This window comes from Endozoicomonas sp. ONNA1 (assembly GCF_024606325.1).
Classification (GTDB): Bacteria; Pseudomonadota; Gammaproteobacteria; order Pseudomonadales; family Endozoicomonadaceae; genus Endozoicomonas_A.
Map to the genome: position 1 here is coordinate 1 of NZ_JAHHPN010000480.1, position 1,920 is coordinate 1,920.

2 protein-coding genes are annotated in these 1,920 nt (G+C 47.8%); both read left to right on the forward strand.

The genetic code is table 11. From position 1 onward, the window contains the following. On the forward strand, positions 1 to 457 hold a 457-nt coding region (locus tag KDK19_RS10855; RefSeq protein ID WP_257254635.1), incomplete at its 5' end, for a hypothetical protein. A 163-nt stretch (positions 458 to 620) separates the two neighbouring features. After that, the coding region (locus KDK19_RS10860; RefSeq protein ID WP_257288272.1) for a hypothetical protein at positions 621 to 1,920 on the forward strand (1,300 nt) is incomplete at its 3' end.

A 1,920-nucleotide genomic window follows, 5' to 3' on the forward strand; every position in this document is an offset into this window, starting at 1 on the left:
CGGAAAGGTCTGCAGAAATGCTCATGCCCTGTCAGATCACAAAAGCAGAGACCACTGCGTGCAAAAAAACTGTGACTTGATCGTGGTTGGGGAGGATGGTCGGCAGCAACCATGCGGTAAGGTCTGCAAGAGTGGACATGCCTTGTCGGATCATAAAAGAGCAGAGCACACCAGGCAGCAAGCCTGCGGTGCAACAACAGTCGGGAAGAATGGTCAGCAGCGGCCGTGCAGGAAGGTCTGCAAGAATGCTCGCGCCTTGAGTGATCACATGAGAAAAAACCACAGCGGGCCACAAACCTGTGAGGTCACTGTAGTCGGGGAGAATGGACAGCAACGGCCATGCAAGCAGGCCTGCAAGAATCTTCAGGCCTTTTTGAATCACAAAAGAAGGCATCGAAAACGCAAGCTTGATGATATGGACCGGAACAATGACTTAAGTCCTCAGGAAGTAAAGTGAAATAAGCAACGATCTGATCCAGTACATGGCTTCATTAGATTTTTAACAGAAGAACTTCAAGGTAAAAACACGCTTATTTTCTTGATCTATCCTTCCTCTCTGTCAACCGGAATGCAGGGATAGAATTATTAAACACTCACTCTTTGAGGTACTACTGTTGCTAATGTCGTTGTCTGTCGTCTGTCAGAGCGAAGCGTTGACAAGACATTATATACTCGAGCTTGAGCAGGGTGCAGTTTATTCAAAACAGAACTACTCTATAAAACCTGTCTGGCCAACATTACCGGACAATCCGTCAGCCATTACCTACAATAAAGACCACGCAGAATTAACTTTACCAACTGATGACAAACGACAGAGGTCTGGGATTTACGAACTAAAAACGGCCATCGTTGGGTCGATTTCATGGCAATGGCTTTATGCCACTGGCATTGTGGTTGCATACGAAATGATCCTGACCACCAAGGATGCCCCTGCAAGCTCATGGCTTCCTGTAGAAGTAGTTTTCGCTGTCGCCTCGCTTTTAAAAATCTATTGGAACCCAAATTCATCGCTGTCTAACCCGATTCAACAACAGGAGGCAACCTCTCTGCCGATACAAGGGGATCACCCGTTTGCGACTGTTACTATGATGCATGGCTCTGATGATAACCCGGCACAATACCCACTATCAGAATCATCCTGCCAGAAAGTCCCGGAAACCACCATCCACTCTTCAGGCTCATTCAAAAGTCTCGTGTATTCTGACTCTGGCGACAGTAACGGAGACCCTGAACAACACTCACACACTTTGGGTTTAAATTGTTTCGTCCATCCCTGTCATGGCGTTTGTCGATTTCGGGCATCAATAGCAGTATCCACACAACAATCATGCCTTCGCTCGGCGAATGAACACTGTCTTAGTTGCATATACCATTTTGATCCCCAAATCGCTTCGTACTTCATGAGCGGAGCGCCCATCTGTACCACTGATTCTAACGGGCTACTAAATCATGATGTGCAAATGCCCGGGAATGTGTCCGTCAACGCTGACGACCGGGTCATAATAGACGGGTTACTCAGTCTGGGTGGTCATAGCCTTCCAGAAAACGGGATTACCTGTACGCTTGCTCATTCAACACGCCCGATGGGGATTTCATTTTTGGGTTGTCTTCCTTCTGGAGGGGATACCCATTGGCAACAAACTCCGTCAGATTACAAAAAAAAATACGACACTGAACAAAGAGTATGCGTCCTGCCGGTGATCGGGGAGGATGGGCAGCTGCGGCCATGTGGAAAGGTCTACAAGAATGCTCGTAGCCTGTCGGATCACAGAATCAAATTCCACAGCGGACAACGAACCTGTGACACACCAGTAATTGGGGAGAACGGTCAACAGCAGCCATGCGGGATTACCTGCAAGAATGCTAAAGTCCTTTCGTATCACAAAAACAGATACCACAGCGGGCCAAAAACCTGTGACT